21 protein-coding genes and 1 pseudogene are annotated in these 24,550 nt (G+C 62.0%); 13 read left to right on the top strand and 9 right to left on the bottom strand.

The features are described 5' to 3' along the window. The first annotated feature begins 111 nt into the window (after positions 1 to 111). From RCH09_RS03465 to RCH09_RS03440, 6 genes are all read left to right on the top strand, one after another. Positions 112 to 672: a sugar transferase gene (locus RCH09_RS03465; protein ID WP_326939652.1), complete on the top strand. Its 561-nt coding sequence runs from the start codon at positions 112 to 114 to the stop codon at positions 670 to 672. Positions 673 to 846: 174 nt separating this feature from the next. Continuing rightward, complete coding sequence (locus RCH09_RS03460; RefSeq protein WP_326939651.1) at positions 847 to 2,775, top strand: polysaccharide biosynthesis protein; 1,929 nt, start codon at positions 847 to 849, stop codon at positions 2,773 to 2,775. 70 nt (positions 2,776 to 2,845) lie between these two features. After that, positions 2,846 to 4,222 (top strand): phosphomannomutase/phosphoglucomutase, encoded by a 1,377-nt coding sequence (locus RCH09_RS03455; RefSeq protein ID WP_326939650.1) that lies wholly within the window; start codon positions 2,846 to 2,848, stop codon positions 4,220 to 4,222. Positions 4,223 to 4,226: 4 nt separating this feature from the next. Continuing rightward, positions 4,227 to 5,219, top strand: coding sequence for a lipopolysaccharide heptosyltransferase I (waaC, locus tag RCH09_RS03450; protein WP_326939649.1), 993 nt, complete (start codon positions 4,227 to 4,229; stop codon positions 5,217 to 5,219). 13 nt (positions 5,220 to 5,232) lie between these two features. Continuing rightward, a complete protein-coding gene (gene waaA, locus RCH09_RS03445; RefSeq protein ID WP_326939648.1) occupies positions 5,233 to 6,501 on the top strand; it encodes a lipid IV(A) 3-deoxy-D-manno-octulosonic acid transferase in 1,269 nt (422 codons plus the stop codon). Positions 6,502 to 6,587: 86 nt separating this feature from the next. Continuing rightward, entirely contained in the window at positions 6,588 to 7,748 is a 1,161-nt protein-coding gene (locus tag RCH09_RS03440; RefSeq protein ID WP_326939647.1) for a hypothetical protein, read from the top strand. On the opposite strand, the gene RCH09_RS03435 is transcribed toward RCH09_RS03440, so the two are convergent. The 7 genes from RCH09_RS03435 to RCH09_RS03405 form a co-directional block, all read right to left on the bottom strand. Continuing rightward, positions 7,749 to 9,170 carry an efflux transporter outer membrane subunit gene (locus RCH09_RS03435; RefSeq protein WP_326939646.1) on the bottom strand — a complete coding sequence of 474 codons (1,422 nt, stop codon included), beginning with the start codon at positions 9,168 to 9,170 and terminating at the stop codon, positions 7,749 to 7,751. Continuing rightward, complete coding sequence (locus RCH09_RS03430; RefSeq protein WP_326939645.1) at positions 9,167 to 12,304, bottom strand: efflux RND transporter permease subunit; 3,138 nt, start codon at positions 12,302 to 12,304, stop codon at positions 9,167 to 9,169. The genes RCH09_RS03435 and RCH09_RS03430 overlap by 4 nt, the downstream gene beginning before the upstream one ends. Before the next feature lie 9 nt (positions 12,305 to 12,313). Then, positions 12,314 to 13,495: an efflux RND transporter periplasmic adaptor subunit gene (locus tag RCH09_RS03425; protein WP_326939644.1), complete on the bottom strand. Its 1,182-nt coding sequence runs from the start codon at positions 13,493 to 13,495 to the stop codon at positions 12,314 to 12,316. A 176-nt stretch (positions 13,496 to 13,671) separates the two neighbouring features. Further along, the gene (locus tag RCH09_RS03420) at positions 13,672 to 14,979 is read right to left on the bottom strand and encodes a TolC family outer membrane protein (RefSeq protein WP_326939643.1); all 1,308 of its coding nucleotides are present in this window, start codon (positions 14,977 to 14,979) and stop codon (positions 13,672 to 13,674) included. 37 nt (positions 14,980 to 15,016) lie between these two features. Then, positions 15,017 to 15,340, bottom strand: a complete 324-nt coding sequence (locus RCH09_RS03415) for a rhodanese-like domain-containing protein (RefSeq protein ID WP_326939642.1) — start codon at positions 15,338 to 15,340, stop codon at positions 15,017 to 15,019. 8 nt (positions 15,341 to 15,348) lie between these two features. Beyond that, positions 15,349 to 16,002 carry a protein-L-isoaspartate O-methyltransferase family protein gene (locus tag RCH09_RS03410; RefSeq protein WP_326939641.1) on the bottom strand — a complete coding sequence of 218 codons (654 nt, stop codon included), beginning with the start codon at positions 16,000 to 16,002 and terminating at the stop codon, positions 15,349 to 15,351. A 56-nt stretch (positions 16,003 to 16,058) separates the two neighbouring features. Continuing rightward, positions 16,059 to 16,718 carry a TetR/AcrR family transcriptional regulator gene (locus RCH09_RS03405; protein ID WP_326939640.1) on the bottom strand — a complete coding sequence of 220 codons (660 nt, stop codon included), beginning with the start codon at positions 16,716 to 16,718 and terminating at the stop codon, positions 16,059 to 16,061. Between the two features lie 124 nt (positions 16,719 to 16,842). On the opposite strand from RCH09_RS03405, the gene RCH09_RS03400 reads away from it, so the two are divergent. The 5 genes and pseudogenes from RCH09_RS03400 to recQ all read left to right on the top strand — a co-directional run bounded on the left by RCH09_RS03400 (position 16,843) and on the right by recQ (position 20,648). Then, positions 16,843 to 17,049 carry a SlyX family protein gene (locus tag RCH09_RS03400; RefSeq protein ID WP_326939639.1) on the top strand — a complete coding sequence of 69 codons (207 nt, stop codon included), beginning with the start codon at positions 16,843 to 16,845 and terminating at the stop codon, positions 17,047 to 17,049. Positions 17,050 to 17,055: 6 nt separating this feature from the next. Next, entirely contained in the window at positions 17,056 to 17,373 is a 318-nt protein-coding gene (locus RCH09_RS03395; RefSeq protein WP_326939638.1) for a DUF2288 domain-containing protein, read from the top strand. 18 nt (positions 17,374 to 17,391) lie between these two features. Then, positions 17,392 to 17,646, top strand: a pseudogene (locus RCH09_RS03390) (YkgJ family cysteine cluster protein); the annotation flags it as partial. A 305-nt stretch (positions 17,647 to 17,951) separates the two neighbouring features. Continuing rightward, complete coding sequence (locus tag RCH09_RS03385) at positions 17,952 to 18,785, top strand: undecaprenyl-diphosphate phosphatase (protein WP_326939637.1); 834 nt, start codon at positions 17,952 to 17,954, stop codon at positions 18,783 to 18,785. A 36-nt stretch (positions 18,786 to 18,821) separates the two neighbouring features. After that, the gene (recQ, locus tag RCH09_RS03380) at positions 18,822 to 20,648 is read left to right on the top strand and encodes a DNA helicase RecQ (protein ID WP_326939636.1); all 1,827 of its coding nucleotides are present in this window, start codon (positions 18,822 to 18,824) and stop codon (positions 20,646 to 20,648) included. Between the two features lie 54 nt (positions 20,649 to 20,702). Here the strand turns inward: recQ and msrA are convergent, their stop codons facing one another. Together msrA and msrB are read right to left on the bottom strand one after the other, a co-directional pair. After that, positions 20,703 to 21,209: a peptide-methionine (S)-S-oxide reductase MsrA gene (gene msrA / locus RCH09_RS03375; protein WP_326939635.1), complete on the bottom strand. Its 507-nt coding sequence runs from the start codon at positions 21,207 to 21,209 to the stop codon at positions 20,703 to 20,705. 1 nt (position 21,210) lies between these two features. Beyond that, a complete protein-coding gene (gene msrB, locus RCH09_RS03370) occupies positions 21,211 to 21,657 on the bottom strand; it encodes a peptide-methionine (R)-S-oxide reductase MsrB (protein ID WP_326939634.1) in 447 nt (148 codons plus the stop codon). 395 nt (positions 21,658 to 22,052) lie between these two features. On the opposite strand from msrB, the gene RCH09_RS03365 reads away from it, so the two are divergent. Both RCH09_RS03365 and RCH09_RS03360 read left to right on the top strand, forming a co-directional pair. Further along, positions 22,053 to 22,880 (top strand): alpha/beta fold hydrolase, encoded by an 828-nt coding sequence (locus RCH09_RS03365; protein WP_326939633.1) that lies wholly within the window; start codon positions 22,053 to 22,055, stop codon positions 22,878 to 22,880. After that, complete coding sequence (locus RCH09_RS03360; protein WP_326939632.1) at positions 22,880 to 24,532, top strand: sensor domain-containing protein; 1,653 nt, start codon at positions 22,880 to 22,882, stop codon at positions 24,530 to 24,532. The genes RCH09_RS03365 and RCH09_RS03360 overlap by 1 nt, the downstream gene beginning before the upstream one ends. Positions 24,533 to 24,550 lie beyond the last annotated feature (18 nt).

The raw sequence follows: 24,550 nt of genomic DNA, 5'->3' as shown, positions 1-24,550 counted from the left end.
GACAGGCGCAAACCCATTACCCGATCACAAGCATGCAAAGTGGAACATGGCAGACGAAAAAACCTTGAACAGCGCGCCCGCATCCTCGCAACCGGCACCATCCATTCGCCCATGAAGCGCGCCATGGATATTGCTCTGGGCCTTGCCGCACTGGTGGTGCTGGCGTTGCCATTGCTGCTGCTGGCGCTGCTGGTCAGGTTGACGTCGCCGGGGCCTGCCTTGTACTGGTCGGACCGGGTCGGTCGCCACAACCGAATTTTTCGCATGCCGAAATTCCGCACGATGAAAATCGACACGCCGGCGGTCGCGACCCATTTGCTGGACAATCCCGCCCAATTCCTCACGCCGCCCGGCTCGCTGCTGCGCAGGACCAGTCTGGACGAGTTGCCGCAGCTGTGGAGCATTCTGATCGGCGACATGAGTTTTGTCGGCCCACGTCCGGCATTGTTCAATCAGGATGACCTGATTGCGCTGCGGACACGCCATGGCATTGACGCATTGACGCCCGGGCTGACCGGCTGGGCCCAAATCAATGGACGCGATGAGTTGCCGATTCCACGCAAGGTTGCGCTTGATGTCGAATATCTGCAAAGGCGCTCGCTGGGATTTGACCTCAGGATTCTGTGGCTGACGTTCCAGCGCGTACTGCGTAGCGAGGGTGTCACGCATTGACCAGGCGGATGCCCGCGCGCGGCCGATGCCGCCAGGGAATTAGTATAAATAACAGAGGCAATGTGACTTGCAGTATGGACAGGCACGCAATTTTCTGCGACAACGGTGCGGCCGGCCCGAATTGTCGGCCCCAGTCCGTTTTCGTTGACGATGCGCGGCCCCTATAGGGATCTAATGAAATTTTTTCTTGAATTGACCCGCTTTCACAAGCAACTCATCGCTGCCGGCACCGACATGGTGTTGCTGCCGCTGACGTTTTATCTGGCTGTTTCGCTGCGCTACGATGGCGTCTCGGCCGACGTGCTGCACCAATATATGGTGCTGATGGTGGCCGCGCCGCTGCTGTCGATTCCCATTTTCATCCGCCTCGGACTGTATCGCGCCGTAGTGCGCTTCATCGACTACAAGATCGTCTATGTCGTCGTGCTTGGCGTAACGCTCTCCGTGATCTGCATGGCGGCGCTGGCGGCCATGACGCATGTCAGCAGCCTGTCGCGCGGTGTCTTTGGGATTTACTGGGTCAGCGCCATCCTGTACGAAATCAGCAGCCGTTTCTTTGCGCGTGGCTACCTGCTGCATGCCACCCGTCGCGACGGTGCGCTGCGCGTGGCCATCTATGGCGCTGGCGAGGCTGGCGCGCAGTTGGCCGGTGCGCTGCGGCCCGGCCAGGAATACGTGGCGGTTGCCTACATCGACGACAAGAAGGAATTGCAGGGCGCAACGATCGGCGGCATCCGGGTGTACGGCTCCGATAACCTGCCGGACCTGATCGAGAAAAAGGAAATCGAAGGCATTCTGCTTGCCATGCCGTCGCTGACGCGGGCCCAGCAAAAGCGCATTCTCGACCGGCTCGAACCGCTGAAGATCAAGATCCGCGTGACGCCGCCGATCAAGAGCCTGGTCAGCGGTGTGCTGCGCCCGCAGGACGTGCGCGAAATCGAAATCGAAGACTTGCTCGGACGCGATTCGGTCGAGCCCGATCCAAAAATGATTTCCATGTGCATCACCGGCAAAACCGTCATGGTTACCGGCGCCGGCGGCTCGATCGGCTCCGAGCTGGTGCGCCAGATCCTGCGCCTGCGACCGAGCAAACTGGTGCTGCTGGAAATGTCGGAGTTTGCGCTCTACTCGATCGAACAGGAACTGCAAACGATGCAGCGCGCACTGGGCCTGGATATCGAGGTGATGCCATTCCTGGGCTCGGTGCTGGAGCAGGAAAAATGCCGGCGCATCATGCAAACCTTCGAGGTCAATACCGTCTACCATGCCGCCGCCTACAAGCATGTGCCGCTGGTGGAACACAATCCGATCGAAGGCATCCGCAACAACGCACTGGGCACGCTGTGCCTGGCGCGGGCCGCAATGGCCACCGGCGTTTCCTGCTTCGTGCTGATTTCGACGGACAAGGCGGTGCGGCCGACCAATGTAATGGGCTCGACCAAGCGGCTGGCCGAACTGATCCTGCAGGCCTTTGCGCGCCAGCAAACGCGCACGCGTTTTTGCATCGTTCGCTTCGGCAATGTGCTCGGCTCCTCCGGCTCGGTGGTGCCGCTGTTTCGCAGCCAGATCCTGGCCGGCGGACCGATTACGGTGACCCATCCCGAGATCACGCGCTACTTCATGACCATTCCCGAAGCGGCGCAGCTGGTGATTCAGGCCGGCGCCATGGGCGAGGGCGGCGACGTGTTCGTGCTCGACATGGGCGAACCGGTCAAGATCATCGATCTGGCGCGCCGCATGGTGCATCTGTCGGGTCTTGAGGTGCGCAGCGATGAGACGCCGCACGGCACCATCGAGATCCAGCAGATCGGCCTGCGTCCGGGCGAGAAACTGTTTGAAGAACTACTCATCGGCGAAAACGTCGAAGGGACCGGGCATCCGCTGATCATGCGTGCGCAGGAGGCGGAAATCGCCTGGCCGCTGTTGCATGAAATGCTCAAGCGGCTCGAAACCGCCTGCGACCGTTTTGATTACGAACAGGTGCGTGCCTTGCTGATCCAGATTGTGCCTGCCTACGCCCCCCAATGCGGCATCGAGGACTTCATCTGGCGTGTTGCCAACACCGACGCGACAATCCTGCCCGGCGAAGTCACGCTGCATTGATCCTATTCGCGGAGTTGCCCCAGGCCGCTCCGCGCCGATCCATTTCTGCATTCACGAAAGACACTGACTCATGCTGCCACTTTCAAAAAACATCTTCAAAGCCTATGACATTCGCGGCGTCGTCGGCACCACCCTCGACAGCGGTATCGCCCACCAGATTGGCCAGGCCTTCGGCAGTGCCATGCTGGCCAAGGGACAACACGTCGCCATCATTGGTCGCGACGGCCGCCTGTCCGGTCCGGAACTGACTGCCGCGCTGGCGCGTGGCCTGCAATCGGTCGGCGTCGATGTGATTGATCTCGGCATCGTCGCCACGCCGATGGTGTACTTCGGCACCAGCGTGCTCGAAAGCCAGTCCGGCATCATGGTCACCGGCAGCCACAATCCGCCGGACTACAACGGTTTCAAGATGGTGCTGGCCGGCGAAGCCATCTACGGCGACACCATCCTGGCGCTGCACAGCGCCATCGAGGCCAACGCGTTCAAGTCGGGCGCCGGCAGCTATCGTACCCACGACATCCGCGCCGCCTATCTGGAGCGCATTCTCAGCGACGTCAAGCTGGCGCGGCCGATGAAGATCGTGGCCGATTGCGGCAATGGCGTGGCTGGTGCCTTCGCCGGCGACCTGTATCGCGGCATGGGCTGCGAGGTGACGGAACTGTTCTGCGAAGTCGATGGCACCTTTCCGAACCACCATCCGGACCCGGCCCATCCCGAGAATCTACAGGACCTGATCCGCGAACTCGCCAGCGGCGATGCCGAAATCGGCCTGGCGTTCGATGGCGATGGCGATCGGCTCGGGCTGGTGACCAAGGATGGCCAGATCATTTATCCGGACCGCCAGCTGATGCTGCTGGCCGAAGACGTGCTCAAGCGCCATCCGGGCGAGCAGGTCCTGTACGACGTCAAATGCACCCGTCATCTGGCCGCATGGATCACCGAACGCGGCGGCGTGCCGCTGATGTGGAAGACCGGGCATTCGCTGGTCAAGGCCAAGATGCGCGAAACCGGCGCGCCGATCGGCGGCGAAATGAGCGGACACATCTTCATCAAGGATCGCTGGTACGGCTTTGACGACGGCCTGTATGCCGGCGCCCGCATGCTCGAACTGCTCAGCCGGATGGACGATCCGTCGGCCGTACTCAACGCGCTGCCGCAGTCGACCAGCACGCCCGAGTTGCAGTTGCAGCTGGCGGAAGGCGAAAATTTTGCGCTGATCGACAAGATCAAGGCCGAGGCCACCTTCCCCGGCGCCGAACACCTGATCACCATCGACGGCCTGCGGGTTGAATACGCCGACGGCTTCGGGCTGGCCCGTTCGTCGAACACCACGCCGGTCGTCGTGATGCGTTTCGAAGCCGAGTCGCAGGCCGCGCTGGCGCGCATCCAGGCGGAATTCAAGCGCGTCATCCTGGCCGCCAAGCCTGACGCCGTGTTGCCGTTCTGAGGGCATGAGTGGCAGTCACGTGCAGGTTCTGATCGTGCGGGTGTCGTCGATGGGCGATGTGGTGCATAACATGCCGATCGTCGCCGACATCCTGCGCAAGTACCCCGACGCGCAGATCGACTGGGTGGTCGAAGAGGGCTACAGCGCACTGGTGCGGCTGAACCCCGGCGTGCGCCAGGTGATTCCGTTTGCGCTGCGGCGCTGGCGCAAGCGCCTGCTGACGGCCCCGGTGCGCGCCGAGATCAGCGCGTTTCGGCGCCGCTTGCGCGAGACCGCCTACGACTTCGTCTTCGACACCCAGGGCTTGCTGAAAACGGCGGTGGTCATGCGCATGGCGCGGCTGGCTCCCGGCGGCGTCCGGGTCGGTCTCGCCAATGGCACCGAGGGTTCCGGCTACGAAGGCATCTCGCGCATCTTCCACACCCGCAGCGTGCCGGTCGGCGTACGCACCCATGCAGTTCAACGCGGTCGCCTGGTGGTGAGCGCGGCGCTGGGTGTCGCGGTCGACAGCCCGGCCGATTTCAACATGCAGATGCCGGCGCTGGCGCAGCGTCCTGACTGGATGCCGGCGCAACCGTATGCGGTGTTCTTTCACGCCACCGCGCGCGCTGCCAAGCAATGGGCCCCGGCCAACTGGCGCGAGATTGCCGCCGATCTGGCCGCGCGCAACATCCCGGTATTGCTGCCGTGGGGTAGCGTCGACGAACGCCTGGCTGCCGAGCAATTGGCCGCGACCATGCCCAATGCCACCGTACTGCCAAAATTGTCCATGATGGAGGCGGTGCGGCTGGCGCACGATGCGCGACTGGCGATCGGTGTCGACACCGGCTTGACCCACATCGCGGCTGCCTTCAACCGGCCCACCATCGAGTTGTACGTCGATTCACCGCGCTGGAAAACCGAGGGCAACTGGTCGCCATCGATCATCAATCTGGGCGACATGGGACGCGCGCCGTCGGTCGCCGACGTGCGCGCCGCAATGGCGGTGCTGCTTTGAACAGGGAGCGGTAATGCGGCATCTGTATTCCCTGGCCTGGTGGCTGGCCATGCCGCTGGTGCTGGCACGGCTGTGGTGGCGTGGCCGCCGCGAACCCGGTTACCGGGCACACCTGGCCGAGCGCTTCGGCTTTCCCGCACCACGCCGCCGCAGCGCGCCGTTGTTGTGGCTGCACGCGGTATCGGTCGGTGAAACCCGTGCCGCCGAGCCCTTGATCGATGCGCTGCTGCTGGCGTATCCGCAGCACGACCTGCTGCTTACCCACATGACGCCGACTGGTCGTGCCGCCGGCGCAGCCCTGTTTGCCCGCCATGGCGCGCGTCTGACGCAGGCCTATCTGCCGTATGACACTGGCACCATGGTCGGACGTTTTCTGCGCGTCTTCAAGCCACGCATCTGCATCCTGATGGAAACCGAGATCTGGCCGAACGTGATGGCGATGTGCGCCGCACGGCAGGTGCCGGTGGTGCTGGTCAATGCTCGCCTGTCGCCCCGTTCGCTGGCCAAGGCCGGGCGGCTCGGGCGTCTGATGTCCGACGCCGCGGGGCAGCTGACCTGCGTGGCGGCGCAGACCGAAGCCGATGCGGCGCGCATTCGCAGCCTGGGTGTGCGCAATGTCGAGGTCACCGGCAGCATCAAGTTCGATGTCACGCCACCCGAGCTGGCGCTGCAGGCCGGTGCGCAATTGCGCCGGCAGATTGGCACGCGTCCGGTGCTGCTGCTGGCCAGCAGTCGCGAGGGCGAAGAAGCCCTGATTCTGGATGCACTGGGCAGCGTTGCGATGCCCCCCGACAGTCTGCTGCTGCTGGTGCCGCGCCATCCGCAACGCTTCGATACGGTGGCCGCGCTGGTCACTGCGCGCGGCTTGCGGCTGCAACGCAAGAGCACGCTGGGCGACGCCGCGGTGGTGGCCGATGTGCTGCTGGGCGATACGATGGGCGAGATGTTTGCGTATTTTTCGGCCTGCGATCTGGCCTGGATCGGTGGCAGCCTGTTGCCGCTGGGCGGGCAGAATCTGATCGAGGCCTGCGCGGTTGGCAAGCCGGTGTTGCTGGGTCCGCACACCTTCAACTTTGCGCTGGTGAGCGAGGATGCGATCGAGGCCGGCGCCGCATTGCGCGTGGCCGATGCGCGCGCCATGCTGGTGGCCGCTGCCGACCTGCTGCACGACGACATCCGGCGCGGTGTGATGAGTGCGGCCGCGCTGCACTTCGCGCAACAGCACCGTGGCGCCACGGCGCGCACGATGCTGCTGCTGCAGCCACTGCTGGACCCTTCCTGACGCGACATTCTCAACGTTTGATCGGAACTACCCGCCGAGACATCTCCACCAACCTGTGTACGTAGTGTCGATGCCGTGCCGAGCCAATGCACGGCGTCATCCCAATCCAGATTGCCAGGTGGTGCATCGTGATCAACCTCAACCGATATTTCAATTTCGATCACAGTCGCTACCCTGCGCTGCTTGATCGCTCCCGTACGCGGCCGGTGTCGAACGCCGTCAGCCTGCCCAACGATGCGTCAAAAGACATCATCGATCCCAGCGAGAAGACACGGATGATCCATGGCGGCGTGCAGTCGCGCGATGCGGTAACACCGACGATGCAGATCGGCAGGTTGTTCAGTGACTTGATGGATTCGAAAAATCTGCGCGATGTATTCAGCGCGTTGCATCGGTTCCTCGACAACGTTTTCAAAAAGAAAAGCGCTGCCGCAACGTCGGACAATGCCGGCACCAGCGCCGCCGCGCCGTCGAGCGACAGCCGCATCGGCGCGCCGGCCACCAGCAGCACGGCGCCTGGCACCACCAGCACTGCGCCTGTCACCACCAGTCCCGGCGCAACGTCGTCGAGCAGCAATTCAGGTGCAGACATCAATGTCGACGGAGGCGGCCCCAACACGATCCACATCACGAACACCTCTGACCAGGTGCAAAACTATGGCCTGTTCACCAATCCGACTGCCGGGATGAGTTCGAGCTGGGGCGTTCCCAATGGCTTCATGACGTTGCAACCCGGTGAAAGCGCCAACTTCAAGGTGGGCAGTCAGGCCGGATACGTGCAGCAACTCAACGACTATACCCAGGCCGACTACGACAGCAAGACGGCAGTGAGCAGCAAGAACAACGACAACTTCAAGGCCTCGCGCGCTGAATACAACTTCACCAATTTCAACGGGACGGATGGTGTCTGGTTCAACGACAGCAATATCGATGGCTACAACGCGGCGCTGTCGATGCGCGCCGGCGATCAGGTGGCTGGTAGTTCCGCCAGCATTCTTAACGACGTTGCGAGCAGCAATCCGAACCTGATTGAAACCGTGGGCGGGCAGAAGATCATCAAGGGCGCCCAGTTCTTCAGCGATGCGATCAATACCGAGGCGGTGGACGTGCTCGACGCGCGGATCAACAACAATCCGAACGAAGGCGACACGTCGAAGAATACGACTACCTACGTCCTGCCAGACGACAACGCCGCGGTGCGCTGGTCGGCCAGTCGCACGCTGGAGCTGGAGTTCGGCAACGCCTGATCAACGCGCCGGGTTGCCCGCCAACGCCGTGGTGGCTTCGTTGAGCCCGCCACCCAGCGCCCGATACAGGTCGACCGCGTTGGTCAGGCGCAGCAGACGCGTTTGCACCAGCGACTGCTCGGCGCTGAACAGATCACGCTGGGCGTCGACCAGATCCAGCGCACTGGCAATGCCGTTCTGAAAACGCTGGTCGGCCAGCTTCAGAAGCTCGGTTTGCGCGTCGACCACCGCGCGCTGCGCGTCGACCTGCTGGTCCAGCGCACCCCGTGCGACCAGCGCATCCGACACTTCGCGGAACGCGGTCTGGATGGTTTTTTCGTAGTCGGCCACCGCCAGATCGGTGCGCACCTGTGCCAGCGTCAGATTGGCGCGATTGCGGCCCGCGTCAAAGATCGGCAACACCAGTTGCGGTGCAAACGACCAGCTGCCCGAACCGGCGTCGAACAGGCCAGACAGCGCGTTGCTGCTGGTGCCGGCCAATGCAGTCAGCGAGATGCGCGGGAAGAATGCGGCCCGTGCTGCGCCAATATTGGCGTTGGCCGAGCGCAAACGCTGCTCGGCGGCGCGAATGTCAGGTCGTCGTTGCAGCAGGTCCGACGGCAGGCCGCCGGCAATCGTGGTGACAATGGTTTCGGCCGACAGCAGCGGCGCGGCCGGCAGATCCTGCAGCGGTTGGCCGACCAGCAAGGTCAGGGCATTGGTGGCCTGGGCCTGTTGCCGGCGCAGCGTCAGTTGCGCGACCCGGGCGGTCTGCACCAGGGTTTCGGACAGGCGCAGATCGAGCGCCGACGACGCGCCCACATCAAAGCGCTGCCGGGCCAGGTCGTAGGCGGTCTGACGACCCTCCAGGGTTTGCTGCGCCAGCACCAGTTGCTCGGCAAAGCCGCGCTCGGCCAGATAGGCCTTGGCGACTTCGCCGACCAGCGAAATCTGCACCGATTGCCGCGCTTCGGCCGTGGCCAGATACGCGGCCAGGGCGGCATCGTTGAGACTGCGCACGCGGCCGGAGAAATCCAGCTCGAAGGCAGCCAGTCCGACGCCAACCTGATAGCTGCCGCCGGTGCTGCTGGTTCCGGAGGTGCTCAGCGACGCCGGCACGTGGGCGCGCGCCGCGCTGGCGGTGCCATTGAGGTTGGGCAGCAGATCGGCCGACTGCACGTTGTACTGGGCGCGCGCTTCTTCGATGCGCAGCGCGGCGCTGCGCAGATCGCGGTTGTTGGTCAGCGCCGCGCTGATCAGGGCCTGCAGCCGTGCATCGGGAAAGAAGGTGCGCCAGCCGGTGTCGGCACTCAGATCGCCGGCAGCGTCGCCGACGAAGGTTGCGGCCACCGGCGCCTGCGGACGGACATACAGCGGCGCCATCGAACAGGCGCCGAGGCTGACGGCGGCCAGCAGCGGCAGGATGCGGGCGAGGGTGCTCATGGCAATTCTCCATGCAGTGGTTCCGGTGGCGGAATGTGCGGTTTGGGCGCTTTGAACAGGGTGCGGATCACGACGAAAAAGATCGGCACCAGGAAGATGGCCAGCACGGTGGCGGTAATCATCCCGCCCATCACGCCGGTGCCGATGGCGCGCTGGCTGGCCGAGCCGGCGCCAGTGGCGATCACCAGCGGCACCACGCCCAGAATGAATGCCAGCGAGGTCATCAGGATCGGACGGAAGCGCAAGTGCACCGCTTCCAGCGTGGCCTCGATCACACCCATGCCCTCGGCCTGCAAGTCCTTGGCAAACTCAATGATCAGAATGGCGTTCTTGGCCGACAGGCCGATAATCGCGATCAAGCCAACCTTGAAGTAGACGTCGTTGGGCAGGCCGCGCAGGCTGGCGCCGAGCAAGGCGCCGAGGATGCCGAGCGGCACCACCAGCAGCACGGCAATTGGAATGGTGCTGCTTTCATACAATGCCGCCAGCACCAGGAACACCGCCAGCAGCGACAGCGCGAACAACGCCGGCGCCTGCGAGCCAGAGGCTTTTTCTTCCAGCGATTGTCCGGTCCACTCGAAGCCGAAGCCGGAAGGCAGCTGCGTCATCAGGCTTTCCATCTCCTCCAGCGCCTCGCCGGTGCTGCGGCCCTTGGCGGCGTCGCCTGAAATGTTGACCGACGGGTAGCCGTTGTAGCGGCCCAGTTGCACCGCACCGGTAATCCAGCGCGAGTTGACGAACGACGCCATCGGCACCATCGCACCGCTGGCACTGCGCACATACAGCTTGAGCAGATCTTCCGGTTGCAGGCGCTGCGGCGCATCGGCCTGGACGATCACGCGCTGTTGCCGGCCCTGGTTCGGGAAGTCATTGACGTAGGACGAACCGAGCGCGGTCGACAGCGTGCTGTTGATGTCGGCAAACGCGACGCCGAGCGCATTGGCCTTGTCGCGATCGATGTCGAGCTGCAACTGCGGTGCATCTTCCAGACCTTCGGGGCGCACACCGACCAGCAGTTTGCTCTTGCCGGCCAGGCCGAGCAGCTGATTGCGCGCCGCGATCAAGGCGTCGTGGCCCAGGCCGCTGCGATCCTGCAGCCGGAAGGTGAAGCCGGTGCCGTTACCCAGCTCGCGAATCGGTGGCGGCGTGATCGGGAACACGATCGCATCCTTGATGGTCGACAAGGCCTTCATCGCTTCGCCCGCAATCGCGCTGGCGGATTGCGCCGCAGTACGGTCTTTCCAGTCGATCAGCGGCACGAACACCAGGCCGGCATTCTGGCCGTTACCGGAGAAACTGAATCCGGCCACGGCCACCGTGGTTGCAACCTCGGGACGCTTCAAGTAATAATTCTCGACCTGTTCCAGTACCTTCATGGTGCGGGCGGTGCTGGCGCCGGCGGGCAACTGCACGTTGGTGATGAGATAGCCCTGGTCTTCGTTCGGCAGGAACGACGACGGCAGGCGCGCATACAGGAATCCGACCACCAGCAGGATCAGGCCATAGATCACCAGGTAGCGCGCCGATTTCCCCAGCATGCGCCCGATCAGGCTTTGGTAACTGCCGGCAGTGCGTTCGAAACCGCGATTGAACCAGCCAAAAAATCCGCGCTTTTCGATGTGGTGGCCGGCCTCGACCGGCTTGAGCATGGTCGCGCACAAGGCCGGCGTCAGGGTCAGCGCCATCAGTGCCGAGAATGCCATCGACGACACCATCGACAGCGAGAATTGCCGGTAGATCGCACCCACGGCGCCGCCGAACAGGGCCATCGGCAGGAACACCGCGATCAGCACCAGCGTGATGCCGATGATCGCGCCGGTGATCTGGCTCATCGCCTTGCGGGTGGCGTCGCGCGGCGACAGGCCCTCCTGGCTCATGATCCGTTCGACGTTCTCGACCACCACGATCGCATCGTCGACCAGAATCCCGATGGCCAGCACCATGCCGAACATGGTCAGCACGTTGATCGAGAAACCGAACAGCGACATCATGGCAAAGGTGCCCATCAGCGCCACCGGCACGACGATGGTCGGGATCAGCGTGTAGCGGATATTCTGCAGGAACAGGTACATCACCAGAAACACCAGCACGATGGCTTCGAGCAGCGTCTTGACCACTTCCTCGATCGAGATCTGGACGAACTTGGAGGTGTCGTACGGAATGTCGTACTTGACGCCGGCCGGGAAGAATTTCGACAGCTCGTCCATCTTCTTGCGCACGTCGATGGCGGTGCTCAGCGCATTGCCGGTGGGCGACAACTGCACGGCAATCGCCGAGGTCGGCTTGCCACGCAGCCGGGCCGACAGGCCGTAGCTCTGGCCACCGATTTCGATGCGCGCGACATCGCTCAAGCGCACCGACGAACCATCCGGGTTGGCCCGCAACACCACCTTGCCGAATTCGGCGGGGGTCGACAACTGGCCGGTGACCACGATCGGCGCCGAATATTGCTGGTCGCCGGGACTCGGCAAGTCGCCCAGCGTACCGGACGATACTTGCGCATTCTGGGTCTTGATCGCATTGGCGACATCGCTGGCGGTGAGTTTGTAGCCGACCAGTTTGGCCGGATCGATCCAGACCCGCATGGCCCGTTCGGTACCAAACAACTGGGCGGTGCCGACGCCCGGAATGCGGCGGATTTCATTGAGCACATTGCGCGACAGATAGTCGCCCAGCGCGACCGGATCGAGCTTGCCATCCGAGGACGACAGCGTGGTGAACAGCAGGATGTTGCTGCGCGATTTGGCGACCTGCACCCCCTGTTGCGTGACGGTTTGCGGCAAGCGCGCCTCGACCCGCTTGAGGCGGTTTTGTACATCCACGGCCGCCAGATCCGGATTGGTGCCCGGCTCGAACGTGACGGTAATGGTCGCCACGCCATTCGACTGGCTTTGCGACTCGATGTACTTCAGGCCATCGGCGCCATTCATTTCCTGTTCGATCAGACTGGTCACGCTGTCGTCCAGCGTTTGCGCCGAGGCACCCGGATAGGTGGCGGTGACGACGATCGAGGGCGGTGCGATGGTTGGATACTGCGCAATCGGCAGGCGCGTAATCGACAGCGCACCGGCCAGCAAAATGAACAGCGCGATCACCCATGCGAAGATCGGTCGATCAATAAAAAACTTTGCCATGCCGCCTCCTTAGTTGGCTTGCGGTTTGGCTGCAGCGGGCGCCACCGGGCCGGACCACGGCACCGGCTTGACGGTCGCGCCGGGCTTGGCCTTTTGGAAGCCCTCGACGATCACGCGTTCGCCGGCCTGCAGGCCATCGGTGATGATCCAGGTGCTGCCCTGCGCGGTATCGGCCTTGACCGGGCGCGCCACGACCTTGTTGTCGCTGCCGACCACCATCACGGTGGCGCCCTGCGGCGTGCGTTGCACCGCTTGCTGCGGCACGGTAATGGCATTCTCGCTGGCGGCCTGTTCGAGCTTGGCGCGCACATACATGCCCGGTAACAGCATCCGTTGCGGGTTGCCGAACTCGGCACGCAGGCTGACCGCGCCGGAGCTTTCGTCAACGCTCACGTCGGAGAACAACAATTTGCCCGGCTGTGGATACGGTTTGCCGTCTTCGGTGACCAGCATGATTTTGGCCTGGCCTTCGCCGGCGCTTTGCAACTGGCCGCTGGCCAGGGCGCGGCGCAGCCGCAGGACGTCGCTGCTGGATTGGGTCAGGTTGACAAACACCGGATTGATTTGCTGAATCACCGCCAGCGGCGTTGCCTCGCCCTGACCAACCAGCGCACCCTCGGTGACCAGCGCGCGGCCAATGCGGCCGGAAATCGGCGCCGTCACGGTGGCATAACCCAGATTCAGATTGGCGCTTTGACGCGTTGCCCGGGCCGCTGCCAGGTCAGCACTGGCCTGCTTCTGTGCGGTCATCGCGTCGTCGAATTCCTGCTTGCTGATGGCGTTGGTCTTGACCAGCGGCTCGTAGCGTTGCACTTTCAGTGCGGCCTGCGCCAGATTGGCCTCGGCCTTGGCGACGGCGGCCTGGGCGCTGTCGACGGTGGCCTTGAACGAGGCGGGATCAATGCGGAACAGGGTATCGCCGGCCTTGACTTCGCTGCCTTCCTGAAACACCCGCTTGAGCACGATGCCCGGCACCCGCGCGCGCACCTGCGCTACCCGGCTGGCTTCGATGCGGCCTGGCAGTTCGGTGGTCAAGGTGAGCCGGCCGGGAGTGATGGTCAGCACCGCCACTTCGGCTGGCGGCGGCGCGCCTGCGGCTGCGGGTTTCTTGTCCTCGCAGGCACTGACCAGCGTTGCCAGAATCAGCGCCGTGCAGGCGCGCAGGATGAAATCGGGGCTTGGAATTGACATGAAGCTCTCGCGGGAAAAATGGGGGGTGTGTCGGAAACAGGCGGCAATGCAACGCGCAGTGTAGCGACTTTCCGGGATTCGGGTGGCGCGGCGGGGTGCCCGGCGCCCGGTGCTGGTCAAGCGATGACGGCGCATCGCTTGGGGATCGAAACGACGGTGTGGTGCGAAAACGCCTGCTACTGTTGCAGCAACGCGTTGATCTGGGCCAGGTCTTCTTCCTTCAAGGTGCCAGCCGCCGATTTCAGACGCAAGCCCGCCAGCAGCGTGTCATAGCGCGCCTTGGCCAGCAATTGCCGGGTTGAATACAGTTGCTGCTGGGCGTTGAGCACATCGATATTGATGCGCACACCGACCTGATAACCGAGCCGATTCGACTCCAGCGCCGACTGGCTGGAAATTTCGGCTGCTTCATAGGCCCTGATCTGGGCCAGCCCGCTGTTGACGCCGAGATACGAGGTGTGCGCCGACTGCGCGGCAGTGCGTTTGGCACTCTCCAGATCCGAGCGCGCCTTGTCTTCCAGTGCGATCGCTTCCCGCACCTTGCTGGTGACGGCGAAGCCGGAAAAAATCGGGATCGACCACTGCACGCCCACTGAGGTCGCGTCGGCAGTGCCGCTGGCGGTAGTCAGGCTGGTTCCGCTCTGGTTGGTGCGCGAACGGCTTGCCACCAGATCAAGGGTTGGCAAATGGCCGTCGCGGTTGCGGACGATTTCGCGCTGGGCGATTTCGAGCGCCAACTGCTGGCTGACCACGCCGAAATTGGCTTGCTCGGCACTGTTGACCCACGGTTCGATCTGGACCGGCACCGGTGCCGTCAGCTTCAGGCCCGGCCGCAGCATCGACAGCATACCCGGCGGCTTGCCGATGATCTGCTGCAGCGCTGCATTCCTGACGTCGAGGTCGTTCTGCGCGGCGATTTGTTGTGCGATCGCCAGATCGTAGCGGGCCTGGGCTTCGTTGGTGTCGGTAATGGTGGAGGTGCCGACTTCGAAATTGCGCTTGGCCGAGGCCAGTTGCTCCGAGATCGCCGCCTCCTGTGCTTTCAGGAATGCCAGCGAATCCTGCGCCGCCAATACATCGAAATAGGCTTGCGCGACGCGCGTGATCAAATCCTGTTGCGCCTGGGCGTAGACCGCCTGGCTGACCGCCACCGACAGCTTGCCTTGCCGGTACACCTCGAGGTTGGCCATCCGCACCAACGGTTGCGTCAGCGTCAGCGCATAGGTATTGCTGTTGTAATCGGTACTGTACGACGCGCTGCTGGCATTGACCCGGCTGTTGCTGCCACCAAATGCAATGGTCGGCAGCAGCCCGGCACGGCCTTGCACGCTGCGTTCCTCGCCCGCCGTCAGGGCAGCGCGTGCGCTGGCGATCACGGCGTCATTGCTGACCGCGTCGCGATAGACCTGCAACAGATCGGCTGCCTGTGCAGCCTGCGACAGAAAGGCGCACGCAATCAGCGGGGCAAGGACGAAATTACGCATGAATTCTCCGGTAGTGTCAGGGCAGTTCAGGGGTGGGTCAGTAGACCGGCATCGCGTTATCAACCTGCTGTGCCCAGGCATGGACGCCGCCGGTCAGGTTGGTGACGTCGGTAAAACCTTGTTGCTCGAGAAAATGTGCCACCTGCATGCTGCGCGCGCCGTGATGGCAGATGCAGATCACCGCTGCGGCATCGTCGAGTTCGGCCAGCCGCGCCGGAATCGAGCGCATCGGCATCGATACGGCACCGGCGATGTGGCAGGTCTCGAATTCCCAGCTCTCGCGCACGTCCAGCAGCAGCGGCGTGGAGCGGGCCGGATCATTGATCAAGGCGGCCAGTTCGGGGGCGGTGAGATGCTGCATGGCGACGCTCAGAACCGGAAGCGCGACGGGGTGGACGCATTGCGCAGCGGCATGATCGCGGTTTCAAACAGATTCACCGTGTTGTAGCCAAGCTCCGAGACGCGGGTAATGACCTGCGCGGTCATGACCGGCGCTTCGCCAAGGACGCACACGATGCGCCCGCCGACCTTGATCTGTTCGAGGAATTCCGGCGGCAGCAGCGGCATCGAACCGGAAATCACGATCACGTCATACGGGGCCGCGCCGACCCAGCCATGCGCGCCATCGCCGAGCATCACATCGACATTGTCGATGCCATAGTTGCGCAGATTGGTTTGCGCCAGCGCCTGCAGCTCGGGCTCGATCTCAATGGTGGTCACGTGGCGCGAGCGGCGTGCCAGCAAGGCCGCCATGTAACCCGACCCGGCGCCGATTTCGAGGACGTTTTCATGCTTCTTGACAGCCGCTTCCTGCAACATGCGGGCTTCGAATTTCGGCATCAGCATGCATTGGCCGCACGGCAGCGGGATCTCGGTATCGACGAACGCCAGCGCGCTGAATGCCGCTGGCACAAAGGCTTCGCGCTTGACGATCTTGAGCAGGTCCAGCACTTCCTGGTCCAGTACGTCCCAGGTCCGGATTTGCTGTTCAATCATGTTGAAGCGGGCTTGTTCGAGGTTCATGGCGGGTTTCGATGTCGTAAGGTGAAAGGGTATGGTTCCGTGCGTGCGGCATTCTATCAAACGGTCTTGCTTCCGGGCTGCAGAACGCCATCCAGGATCAAATCCAGAAAGGTCTTCAAATAGGCGTGCGGCGCAATCGCATGATGCGCGCACGGTCCGCCAAACGAATGCTTCCACATCATCAGCATCATCACCGGCGCGGCAATCACGCTGGTTGCCTGCTGCGGGTCGATGGCGCGAAACTCGCCGCTGGCGATGCCGCGCTCCAGCACGCGGGTGATCATCGCGTTGCCGCGCACGATCACCTCGGCGTGATAAAACTCGGCCACCTCCGGAAAGTTACCGGCTTCGGCAATGATCAATTTGGTGATGCCCGATAACTTGGTTTCGCCAATCCGCTCCCACCAGCCCAGTATGATTTCGCGCAGCAGCTCGGCACTGCTGCCGCTGTGGACGTCGACAATATTTTCGGCTTCTCCCAGCACCGGCACCATGTTCTCGCGCACAACTGCCTTGAACAAATCTTCCTTGTTGGTGAAATACAGATACAGCGTACCCTTGGACACGCCAGCCTGCTTCGCGACATCGTCGAGCCGGGTGGCGGCGAAGCCGCGTTCGACGAACAAGTCCAGCGCCGCTGCCAATAATTCCTGCGGACGGGCTTCCTTGCGACGCGCCCAGCGCGGCTTGGATTGAAACGGACAGGAGAGGGCCACAGCGAATATCCATATAACTTACTGATGAGTCAGTAATATACGGGGGTGCCCCGACAGCGTCAAGGATGACGACGCGTGGCCAAGGCGTGAGACAATTTGCCCTTCAATTTTTTTTCTGTGCGTCATGTCCGAAGACCGCTTCATCGAGATTGAAATCAAATTGTCGCGCCAGGAAGACCTGGTCGAATCCCTCAACGAGATGGTGTACCGCCAGCAGCGCAAGATCGACGAACTCGAAGCGCTGTGCGCCGCGCTGGCGCGTCATGTGCAAAACGCAACGCAAGCCTCGGGCGAGCCTCGGCCGGGCCACGAAAAACCACCGCATTACTGATTCGCCATGCTCCCATCCGACAACTACGACACCCTGCACGCCCGCCTCAACCGTGAAACCGCGCGTCTGGGCTGGGCCGAACTGCAACCCCATTTCGCCGGCGGCAGCATGGTCGCGGTCGACCCGTCGCTGGATCTGGTCGATGTCGCGGTACGCATTGCCCAGGACGACAGCACCGCCATCGGACAGTGGCTGGGCGCCGGCTTGCTCGGCAAGGTCAGCGATGCGCAGGCCGGCGCGTGGACGCAAGACGCGCCGATGCTGTGGACCGTGATCGTCAAGCCGTGGATTCTGGTCCAGCCCGATGCCCCCGTCGCCAACTGAGCGCAAGCGGCGCGCTGCGTGAACTGTCGCCCGCAGTGCGCTGCCTGCTGCATCGCGCCGTCGATCTCGAGTCCGATTCCCGGTATGCCGGACGGCAAGCCGGCCGAGGTGCGTTGCGTCCAGCTGGCCGACGATCTGCGTTGTCGCATCTTTGGCCAGCCCGAGCGCCCGGCCTGCTGCAGCGGGCTGCAGGCATCGGCCGAGATGTGCGGCAGCGCGCCGGCGCAGGCACTGGCCTGGCTTGCCGCGCTTGAACTGGCGACGGCGCCGGATCAGCATCCCGCACCTGCGGCGCAACGAACCTTGTTGAACGGACGATCCACGATTTCTGTCTCCCTGATGGCTGACACGCAGTCTGCACCAGTCGCTACCGAAAAATCCGGCCGAGGCGACGAACTGCAGATCGGGCAGGATGAAACGCCCGATTGCGAGGGCGGGCGGCGAAGCCGAAATGGCCGGCCCGATGGCTGCGCGTGGTAACCTTTGCCCCGGAAATTGTAGTTGCACCGTCGCGTCATTCTTCCCGAGCCGCCGTCCTGCCGCGGTTTTTTTACTGACTTCCCAACCTCCTCCCCCACATGGATACTCTCATCGCACTGCAAGCCCTGATCATGGGCATCGTCGAAGGCCTGACCGAATTCCTGCCGATCTCGTCGACCGGACATTTGATCCTGGCTGGCAGCCTGTTGCACTTCACCGGCGAGAAAGTGAAGGTCTTTGAAATCGTGATCCAGGCCGGCGCCATCTTTGCCGTGTGCTGGGAATACCGGATGCGTCTGCTGCATGTCTGCACCGGTTTGTTTTCCGAGCGCAGCGCGCAGAAGTTTGCGATCAATCTGGTGATTGCCTTCCTGCCTGCCGCAGTGCTGGGCGTGCTGTTCGCCAGCGCGATCAAGGCAAAGCTGTTTTCGGCGGTGCCGGTGGCGCTGGCCTTCATCATTGGCGGCTTCATCATCCTGTGGGTCGAGCGGCGCGCCAAGGCCAATCCGGTGGTAGCCCGCATCAATGAAGTCGATCAAATGACCGCGCTGGATGCGCTCAAGATCGGTTTCGCCCAGGCCTTTGCGCTGATTCCCGGCACCAGCCGTTCCGGCGCGACCATCATCGGCGGCATGCTGTTCGGTTTGTCACGCAAGGCCGCGACCGAATTTTCCTTCTTCCTGGCGATCCCAACCCTGCTGGCGGCCACCGTATATTCGTTGTACAAGGCGCGCGCCCTGTTGTCGATGCAGGATGTGCCGATGTTTGGCGTTGGCACCGTCGCCGCCTTTGTCTCGGCGTTCTTTTGCGTGCGCTGGTTGCTGCGTTACATCAGCTCGCATGATTTCACGCTGTTTGCGTGGTACCGCATCGCGTTCGGCCTGGTGATCCTCGCCACCGCTTACAGTGGGATGGTGGTGTGGGCCGATTGAGCGCTGTTCCCCGATTGAATCAACCAAAGCATTCGCATGACTGAAACAAGTACCACCGCCAGCGCATTGCAGGTGCTGCAAACCGTGTTCGGCTATCCGTCGTTTCGCGGCCAGCAGGCCGAGATCGTCGAACTCATCGCGCAGGGCGGCGACGCGCTGGTGCTGATGCCGACTGGCGGCGGCAAGTCGCTGTGTTATCAGATCCCGTCGCTGGTGCGGGATGGCGTCGGCGTGGTGATTTCGCCGCTGATCGCGCTGATGCAGGATCAGGTCGACGCGCTGGCCGAGGTCGGCGTGCGCGCCGCTTTCCTGAACTCGACGCAGACGTACGAGGAAGCCTCCCGCATCGAACAGAAGGTGCGGCGCGGTGAACTCGATCTGGTCTATGTCGCGCCGGAACGGCTGATGACGCCGCGCTGCCTCGACCTGCTGGAGGCCTCGAAGATCGCACTGTTCGCCATCGATGAAGCGCACTGCGTGTCGCAATGGGGGCATGACTTCCGGCCCGAATACATCAAGCTGTCGGTGCTGCACGAGCGTTTCCCGAATGTCCCGCGCATCGCCCTGACCGCCACCGCCGACCAGCAAACCCGTACCGAGATCGCGCACCGTTTGCAGCTCGACGATGCCAGGCTGTTCATCTCGTCGTTCGACCGGCCCAACATTCGCTATCAGATCGTCGAAAAGGCCAATGGCCGCAAGCAGCTGCTCGATTTCATCCAGGCCGAACATGGCGGCGATGCCGGCATCGTGTATTGCCTGTCGCGCAAAAAGGTCGAAGAGACTGCCGAGTTCCTCAACGCCAACGGCATCACCGCCTTGCCGTACCACGCCGGCATGGACTTCGCCAAACGCAGCAAGAACCAGGCGCGCTTTCTGCGTGAAGAAGGCATCGTCATGACTGCCACGATCGCATTCGGCATGGGCATCGACAAGCCCGACGTGCGCTTTGTCGCCCATCTGGACCTGCCAAAAAGCATCGAGGGTTATTACCAGGAAACCGGCCGTGCCGGCCGTGACGGCCAGCCTGCCAATGCCTGGATGGCCTACGGCTTGCAGGACGTGGTGCAGCAGCGCCGCATGATCGACGAATCCGAGGCCGACGAAACCTTCAAGCGCGTGCTCGGCGTCAAGCTCGACGCCATGCTCAGTTTGTGCGAAACGCTGGCGTGCCGGCGCCGCCATTTGCTGGCGTACTTCGGCCAGAGCTCGGCGGCCTGCGGCAATTGCGATACCTGCATCAACCCGCCGGTCTCGTTCAACGCGACCGTGCCGGTGCAAAAATTACTGTCGGCGATCTACCGGGTCGATCAGCGCTTCGGCGCCGGCCATGTGCTCGACGTGTTGCGCGGTATCGAATCCGACAAGATCAAGCAGTGGCGACACGAGCAGCTGTCGGTGTTCGGCATCGGCGCCGACCTCAGCGAAGCCGAATGGCGCGCCATCCTGCGCCAGTCGATTGCGCTGGGACTGGTGGCGGTTGATTACGAGTCGTATAACGCGCTCAAGCTGACCGATGCCGCCAAGCCAGTGCTGCGTGGCGGCGAGCAGGTGCAGTTGCGCGAATATCAAAAGCCGGCCAAGGCCAAGCGCACCGCCAGCAAGGCGCCGAAGGGCTACGTCGAAAGCGATCTGTCCGACGCCGAACAGGTCATTTTCGACAAGCTGCGCTGGTGGCGGGTCGAGACCGCGCGCAAGCACAACGTGCCGGCCTACGTGATTTTTCATGATGCGACGATGCGCGAAATCGCCAAGGCGCGACCGGCCTCGCTGGATGACTTGCGCGGCGTGAGCGGGGTAGGCGAGAAAAAGCTGGAAACCTATGGCGCGGAGATTGTCAGCCTGATTGCCGAGCTGGGTTGAGCCGGGCAGGACGGTCGCCGACGCGACTGCAGCCCGGCTCATGTTACGTTCGAATCAAGCTGCGCTACGCCGCGGCAACACCCAGTTCGGCCGCACGAAGTGGCAGGTGTAACCATTCGGTGAACGCTCCAGATAGTCCTGATGCTCGGGTTCGGCCTGCCAGAAATCACCGGCGGGTTCGACTTCCGTCACGACTTTGCCCGGCCACAGGCCGGACGCCTCGACATCGGCAATGGTGTTCAATGCCTCCAGCCGTTGCGCTTCGCTGGTGTAATAAATCGCCGAGCGATACGATGCGCCGCGGTCATTGCCCTGGCGGTTCGCCGTGGTGGGATCGTGAATCTGAAAGAAGAACTCCAGGATGCGGCGATAACTGGTGATCTCCGGATCGAAGTTGATCTCGATGCCCTCGGCATGATTGCCATGGTTGCGATAGGTCGCGTTGGGCACTTCGCCGCCGGTGTAGCCCACGCGCGTGGAAGTCACCCCGGGGAGTTTGCGGATCAGGTCCTGCATGCCCCAAAAGCAGCCGCCAGCCAATACTGCACGTTCTGTTGCCATCTCAATCTCCTTCGACTTGATTCAGGTAGGCACCATAGCCTAATGCTTCCATTTGTGCCCGCGGCACAAAGCGCAGCGATGCCCCATTGATGCAATAGCGCAGGCCGCCGCGGTCGCGCGGACCGTCAGGAAAAACATGCCCGAGGTGGCTGTCGCCATGCGTCGAGCGCACTTCGACGCGTTGCATGCCATGCTGGGAATCAGATAATTCCTTGACGAATTCGTCGGTAATTGGCTTGGTGAAGCTGGGCCAACCGCAGCCCGATTCGAATTTGTCGGACGAAGCGAACAGCGGTTCGCCGGACACGATGTCGACGTAAATGCCAGCCTCATGATTGTGCAGATACGCGCCGGTGCCGGGACGTTCCGTGCCGCTGTGCTGCGTGACCCGGAACTGTTCGGGCGTTAGTGCGGCCAGTGCCGCGGGTGATTTTTCATAGATATTCATGGGGACTCCGATTGGATTGCGTCGCTCATCGACAAAAACCTTCGTCTGGACTGAGCAAGTTCAGGTATGAAGTCGGACTTGATCAAGCAAAGCTTACACACTGATTGCGCGCGCCGCTGCACATGGCAAACGAAGGAGGGCTGAGGCGCCACCGCGCGTGTTGATTGTGGCCGAACTTGCGGACGTCTGCGCGACGGGTGTAGCTGCTGTCGAAGTATGCTCGGCGACGGCGTAAATCCTGGTGTTCGCGAAGCCTGATGTGATGGTCCCATTTCCCAATTCGAGAGTAAATCCTGTTATTGTCTCCAAAGTATAGTCTCGCCTTACGCTTGCAGAGCAGCTAACAGGAACGCGAGCTGCTCAATGATTTGCAGTAATCTCTGCCGGAGTCACCCATGTCTGATCTATCTGCCGACGCAGTCGCGTTGTCGCGAAATAATGTCGATGTTATCGGCACGGAAGGACCGGTTCTTCTTTACGCACACGGCTTTGGCTGCAATCAGCACATGTGGGATCGTGTGGCAGCCGAGTTTCGTACCACGCACAGGCAAGTGCTGTTCGATTATGTCGGTAGCGGACGGTCAGACATCACGGCGTTCGATCCAGTCAAATATGGCAGTCTGGACGGTTACGTTCAGGACCTACTGGATGTCTGCGATGCGCTTGGTTTGAAAAGTGGCGTGACGTTTATTGGCCACTCCGTTAGTTGCAGCGTCGGCATCATGGCATCCATCGCGCGTCCCGAGCTGTTCGACAAATTGGTGCTGTTGGGTCCAAATCCTTGCTTCGTCAACCACCCGCCCGACTATGTTGGCGGTTTCGACAAGGAGGATCTTGAAGGGCTGCTTGCCTTGATGGACCAGAATTACATGGGATGGGTCAACTTTCTGGCTCCTGTGGTGTCGGCGCAGAGTGAAACTGGCGCTGTCACAATGGAACTGGCCGACAGTTTTTGTTCGACCGATCCGCTGATTGCAAAAACGTTTGCGCGCACGACCTTCTTCTCCGACAACCGGGCCGATCTGGTCAAGGTCTCGCGTCCTTGCCTGGTCCTTCAGCATCGAACCGATTCCCTGGCTCCGGTCGCGGTTGGCGACTACGTGCACGCACATCTGGCGGGCAGCACGCTGCAAATGCTGGAGGTTCAGGGCCACTGTGCCCACATGAGCGATCCGCTGCTTGTGGCCGCGGCCATACGTGCATTTATTGGCGGTACCGCTTGATGGCGAAAGACGCCGTGTGGGAGTTTGATTTGCTCCCTTGCCCTGTCCTGGTAACCGATTACAAAGGATTGGTGCTGGCGGCAAATACCAGTCTGTTCCACATGCTTGGGGACGATGAAGAGGTCTGGGTGTCGAAACCAATGGACGCGATGTTTTCCAAGGGCAGCCAGATTTTCTTGCAGACCCATGTTTGGCCGATTCTTCTGCGTGACGCGCATATCAATGAAATTTATTTGCAACTGCTGGATGAGACGCGTCAGCGAATTCCCGTCTTGTTGAACTGCAAGAAAGCAGTGCGGGATGGTTTCGAATGCTTTTTCTGGGTTTTTTTTATCACCCGTGAGCGCAGTCGCTATGAGCAGGCTTTGCTTGAGGCGCGTCAGATTGCGGATGCTGCGACAACCAGGTTTGCTCAAAGTGAACGATTTGTGAGAACTGTCACGGATTCGTTGCCTTGCATGATTGCCTACTGGGACCAACAGCTTCAGTGTCAATTTGCCAATCAGCCTTACGTCGAATGGTTTGGCAGGACGCCCTCTGCAATGCTGGGGATGTCCATGTCGGAACTGCTGGGCGAGCATTTATTTACCCTCAACAGCCCCTACATCGAAGGTGCGTTGGCAGGCAAATTCCAGGAATTCGAGCGCGAGATTCCTCGCCCTTGTGGCGGCGTCGGGCATGTGCTGGCCAACTACGTGCCCGACATCGATGCAGGCGGCAGCGTCAAAGGGTTTTACGCGCTCGTTTCCAACATTACGCGTCTGCGCGGGGCCGACACCGCGATTCGCTTGACTGCAAGCGTGTTTGACGCGACCACCGAAGGGATCATGGTGACGGACGCCAGTTCGGTAATCTTGTCGGTTAACCCAGCCTTTACCCTTCTTACCGGCTACGCAGCCGAGGAAGTCGTGGGGAAGAATGCGCGCCTCCTGAAATCGGGGCGGCATGATGCTGCGTTCTTTGGCGAGATGTATGAGGCGCTGCGCGCCGACAAACTCTGGAAAGGTGAAATCTGGAGTCAACGCAAGGATGGCTCGCATTTTCTGGAGCGGCTTTCCATCGCCACCACCTTGAATGATGCAGGCGAAGTCATTCGCTACGTCGGCGTTTTCGACGACGTTACCGAACAATGGGGCAAGGATCAGTTGGTTCGGCACATGGCATTACATGATCAACTGACCGGACTGCCAAACCGGTTCCTGCTGATGGAACGCCTCGGCCAGTTGATTGGCATCTCGAATCGCGAGCCGCGCCGTATCGCATTGATGTACATGGATCTGGACGGCTTCAAACTGGTCAACGACACGTACGGCCATGGGGTGGGTGACAAGGTACTGCAAGCAATCTCATCGCGGCTTAAGGACTTGCTGCGCGTCACCGATTCGGTGGCGCGTATCGGCGGCGACGAATTTGTTCTCCTGCTGGACAACCCGGAAAATCGCGAAAGCGTAGCCGCGGTAGCCGCACGTATCATCAAGACAGTGAACATCCCAATGTGTTTCGACGACATGGCGGTGCATGTCGGCGCGTCGATCGGAATTGCCTTTTTTCAAAACGACGGGAAGTTGCCCGAGGGGTTGATCAAGGAGGCCGACGCTGCGATGTATGCCGCCAAGACCGCTGGCAAGAACGTATTTCGATTTTCGGACTGATTTCTCGGGTTTCGCAAC

Origin of the sequence: Actimicrobium sp. GrIS 1.19, from assembly GCF_035984655.1 — a bacterium.
Classification (GTDB): Bacteria; Pseudomonadota; Gammaproteobacteria; order Burkholderiales; family Burkholderiaceae_D; genus Actimicrobium.
The sequence above is the reverse complement of the archived record's forward strand: the minus strand, read 5'-3'. Positions and strand labels throughout refer to the sequence as shown.